At 61.8% G+C, this 4,278-nt stretch carries 3 protein-coding genes; 2 read left to right on the top strand and 1 reads right to left on the bottom strand.

Translation table 11 applies throughout. The features are described 5' to 3' along the window. Positions 1-168: 168 nt before the first annotated feature. A complete protein-coding gene (locus NW820_RS10570; protein ID WP_414331111.1) occupies positions 169-1,122 on the bottom strand; it encodes an RluA family pseudouridine synthase in 954 nt (317 codons plus the stop codon). 325 nt (positions 1,123-1,447) lie between these two features. Here NW820_RS10570 and ppsA point away from each other — a divergent pair, with 325 nt between their 5' ends. Together ppsA and NW820_RS10560 are read left to right on the top strand one after the other, a co-directional pair. Further along, complete coding sequence (ppsA, locus tag NW820_RS10565) at positions 1,448-3,913, top strand: phosphoenolpyruvate synthase (RefSeq protein ID WP_414407458.1); 2,466 nt, start codon at positions 1,448-1,450, stop codon at positions 3,911-3,913. 81 nt (positions 3,914-3,994) lie between these two features. Continuing rightward, positions 3,995-4,278: biotin/lipoyl-containing protein (locus NW820_RS10560; protein WP_414407457.1), on the top strand; the 284-nt coding region annotated here is incomplete at its 3' end.

Raw genomic sequence — 4,278 nt, 5'->3', positions numbered from 1 at the left:
CCCCACGGGTGTGGGGACAACTGGGCATACTCGTTTCAAACAAGATGAAGACCCTTCGCCGCTGACCCTCACCCCTTGCGGGCGAGGGGAGCTGGGGATCAACCAACCAGCTGTTCCACAGCCGTTTGCAATGACCAGGCAAAGCAAGGGGGAAACCCCAGAGGCTGCCTAGCCCGCCTGGCTGCGCAACTGCCGCAAGAGCCGCTCAAACTCCTCCGGCAGGGGAGCGGTAAACTGCAGCGGCTGGCCTGTGCGCGGGTGAACAAAGGAGAGCTTCCAGGCATGGAGAGCTTGGCCGCCCAGCTTAACAGGGCTGGTTTTGCTCTGGGTGTAGAGGGGATCCCCGACAATGGGTAGGCGCATGTGGGCAGCATGCACCCGAATTTGATGGGTGCGCCCGGTCTCCAGCTCAAACTGCATCAGGGTGTAGTTGCCCAGCCGCTCCAACACTTGCCAGTGGGTTACCGCCACTCGCCCTTGGCCAGGGGTCAGGACGGCCATTTTCTGCCGATCCACCGGGTGCCTCCCAATGGGGGCAGAGACGGTGCCTTGGCTTTGGGCCGGGCGGCCAAACACCACCCCCAAGTAGATGCGCCGGGCGGTTTTGGCCTGGATCTGGGCTTGTAGGTGCTGGTGGGCCTGATCGTGTTTGGCAATCACCAGGGCACCAGTGGTGTCTTTGTCAAGGCGATGGACAATACCTGGACGCAGCTCGCCGTTGATGCCTGAAAGATGGGGGCAGTGGGCCAGCAGGGCGTGCACCAGGGTGCCACTGGCGTGGCCGGGGGCGGGGTGCACCACCAAACCGCGGGGCTTGTTGATCACAAGCAAATCGTCATCTTCGTAAAGAATGTCCAAGGGGATCGGCTCCGGCTGCAGGGCAGTCGGGGTGGCTGGCGGGATCCGCACCTCGACTTCATCCCCAGCTTGCAGGGGGCGATCCTTATCCCGGCAGGGCTGCCCATTGAGCCAAACCTGGCCCTGGCGGATAAGCTGCTGCAGGCGCGACCGCGACAGCTCCGGCAGTTGCTCTGCCAATCCTCGATCCAGCCGCAAGCCCTGCTGTTTTTCCGTCACCCTGATCTGGCGAATGTCTGCTGCAGCCTCCTTGTGGCCCTCCATGCCGTTGTTGCCCAAATTGCCTTCTTTGACCATTGTGGCAGCCCGGCTACTTTTGCACTGAGTAAAAAAGGTCGAAGATTTGCAGCAACTTCCGCAGGCAGGTGGTGGGGGGATCTGCCTTGTCTCATCGCCTTCTAAGCCTTCTTGGGGGGATCCCTGGGCAATTTTAAGGGGCAGAAAATCCTGACTAGAGTGAGGCTATGGCCCACCAAGAATGAGTTGGGCCGAGTGTTGGCATAGGAGAGCCGGGAGCGATCCCAAGCCGACAACACAGCACACCCCAGCAATTGGCGTTGGCTCAATGGATCTAAGAAGGAGGTAAGGCATGTCGGATGGAGCAACCAGGGGATCCCAGCTTCAGCAACCCTCTCAACCCCAGCTTGGCTCAGAGCCGCCTTTGGTCTTGCCCCTGACGGAGGTGGGGCTGCGGGACGTTGCCCAGGTGGGCGGGAAAAACGCCTCCTTGGGAGAAATGCTGCAGCAGCTCACCTCAAAGGGGATCCAGGTGCCGACAGGATTTGCCACCACCGCCCATGCGTATCGCCAGTTCATCGCCTCTGCGGGCCTAGAGGAGAAGTTGCAGGAGATTTTCAAAGACTTAGACATTGAGAATGTCCAAAATTTGCGCGAGCGGGGCAAGGCTGCCCGCACCTTGATCTTGCAAACTCCCTTCCCCCCTCAGCTAGAGCAGGCCATCGCCGAAGCCTACCAAAAGCTGTGCGAGCGCTACGGCCCCGACACCGATGTGGCGGTGCGCTCCAGTGCCACGGCAGAAGACTTGCCGGATGCCAGCTTTGCCGGCCAGCAGGAGACCTACCTGAACGTGCGTGGAGTGCGGGCAGTGCTCAATGCCTGTCACCACTGTTTTGCCAGCTTGTTTACCGACCGGGCCATCTCCTACCGCCAGATCAAGGGCTTTGACCATTTTCAAGTAGCCCTCTCGGTGGGGGTGCAGAAGATGGTGCGCTCGGATCTGGCTTGCTCGGGGGTGATGTTCTCCATCGACCCAGAAACCGGCTTTAAAGATGCGGTGCTGATCACCGCCGCCTACGGCCTGGGGGAAAACGTGGTGCAAGGGATCGTCAACCCCGATGAGTACGTGGTCTTCAAACCCACCCTCAAGCAGGGACTGCGCCCCATCCTCTCCCGCAAGCTGGGCAGCAAGGCCCTGAAGCTGGTCTACGACGAGGGGGGATCCCGTTCCACCAAAAACGTGGCTGTCCCCGAAAGCCTGCGCAAGCAATATGCCCTCAGGGATGAAGAAATCCTCAAATTGGCCCAGTGGGCCTGCCTGATCGAAGAGCACTACTCGGCGCTGCGGGGCCGCTTCACCCCCATGGACATCGAGTGGGCCAAAGATGGGATCACCGGCGAGCTGTTTATCGTCCAGGCCCGCCCCGAAACGGTGCAGTCGCAAAAAGGGGCCAACCAGCTGACCACCTATCGCTTCACCCAGTCTGGGGCGCAGCCCGAGCCTCTGGTGCGGGGACGGGCCGTAGGCGAGGCCATTGGCCAGGGCACAGCCCGCGTCATTTTGGATGTGCGCCGCTCGGATCAGTTTCAGGCCGGCGAGGTGCTGGTGACCGAAAAAACGGATCCCGACTGGGAGCCAATCATGAAAAAGGCCAGCGCCATCGTCACCAACCAGGGGGGCAGAACTTGCCATGCGGCCATCATCGCCCGCGAGCTGGGGATCCCGGCCATTGTTGGCTGCGGCAACGCCACGCAGGTGCTCCGTTCCGGCGAGCCCATCACCGTCTCCTGCGCTGAAGGGGAAGAAGGGCGGGTCTACCCGGGCCTGTTGCCCTATGAGGTGACGGAGATCCCGCTGGAGGAGCTGCCCCGTCCCCGCACCCAGCTGATGATGAATGTGGGCAACCCAGAAAAAGCCTTCGGCCTCAGCGGGATCCCTTGCGATGGCGTGGGGCTGGCGCGGCTGGAGTTCATCATTGCCAACCACATTCAGGTCCACCCGCTGGCTTTGCTCAACTACGAGCAGGCGGTGAAAGAGGAGCCGCGCCTGGCAGAGCTCACCGCCCAGTATGCCGACAAGCCGGAGTACTTTGTGGACAAGCTGGCCCAGGGGGTGGCCACCATTGCTGCCGCCTTTTACCCCAAGCCGGTGATCGTGCGGCTGTCGGATTTCAAGAGCAACGAGTATGCCCACCTGTTGGGGGGATCCCGCTACGAACCCCACGAGGAAAACCCCATGATTGGCTGGCGGGGGGCCTCCCGCTACACGGATCCCCGCTACCGTGAGGGCTTTGCCTTGGAGTGTCGGGCCATGAAACGGGTGCGGGATGAGATGGGCCTGACCAACGTCATCTTGATGATCCCCTTCTGCCGCACGCCGGAAGAGGGGCACAAGGTGCTGGAGGAGATGGCCCGCCATGGCCTGGTGCGGGGAGAAAACGGCCTGCAGGTGTACGTGATGTGTGAATTGCCCAGCAACGTCATCCTGGCCGACGCGTTTTGCCAGATCTTCGACGGCTTCTCCATCGGCTCCAACGACCTCACCCAGCTCACTCTGGGCCTGGATCGCGACTCAGCCCTGGTGGCCCACCTTTTTGACGAGCGCAACGAGGCCGTCAGGCGGATGATCGCCCAGGTGATCCAGACGGTGAAAAGCCATGGCCGCAAGATCGGCATCTGCGGGCAGGCCCCCAGCGACTACCCCGACTTCGCCCGCTTCCTGGTGCAGGCGGGGATCGATTCCATCAGCCTCAACCCCGATTCCCTGTTGAAAACCCTGCTGGTGGTGGCCGAAGCAGAAGCGGCTGGCACCCGGTGAGCCCAAAGCCGGCCCAGAGACGTGCGCGGGGATCCCGTCTCCTGAGTTACAATCTCTTCTGCTGTGTTCCCATCCCCATCGATGATCCACGAACTCTCCATGCCGGCCCTCAGCTCCACCATGGAAACGGGCAAGATCGTCACCTGGCTTAAGAACCCCGGCGACCGCGTGGAGAAAGGAGAAAACATCCTGGTGGTGGAGTCGGACAAAGCGGACATGGATGTGGAGTCCTTCCACAGCGGCATCCTGGCCAGTATCCTGGTGCCGGCAGGGGAATCAGCCCCGGTGGGCGCCCCCATTGCCCTGATTGCCGAAAGCGAAGCGGAAGTGGCCCAAGCTCAGGAAAAAGCCAAAGCCCTCGCTGC

This window comes from Synechococcus sp. R55.7 (assembly GCF_047461955.1).
Classification (GTDB): domain Bacteria; phylum Cyanobacteriota; class Cyanobacteriia; order Thermostichales; family Thermostichaceae; genus Thermostichus.
The sequence above is the reverse complement of the archived record's forward strand: the minus strand, read 5'-3'. Positions and strand labels throughout refer to the sequence as shown.

What these genes read in the sequence shown, in the direction of transcription:
- NW820_RS10570 (WP_414331111.1), bottom strand. Translation starts at nt 1,122, where the DNA reads ATGGAGGGCCACAAGGAGGCTGCAGCAGACATTCGCCAGATCAGGGTG.
- ppsA (WP_414407458.1), top strand. Translation starts at nt 1,448, where the DNA reads ATGTCGGATGGAGCAACCAGGGGATCCCAGCTTCAGCAACCCTCTCAA.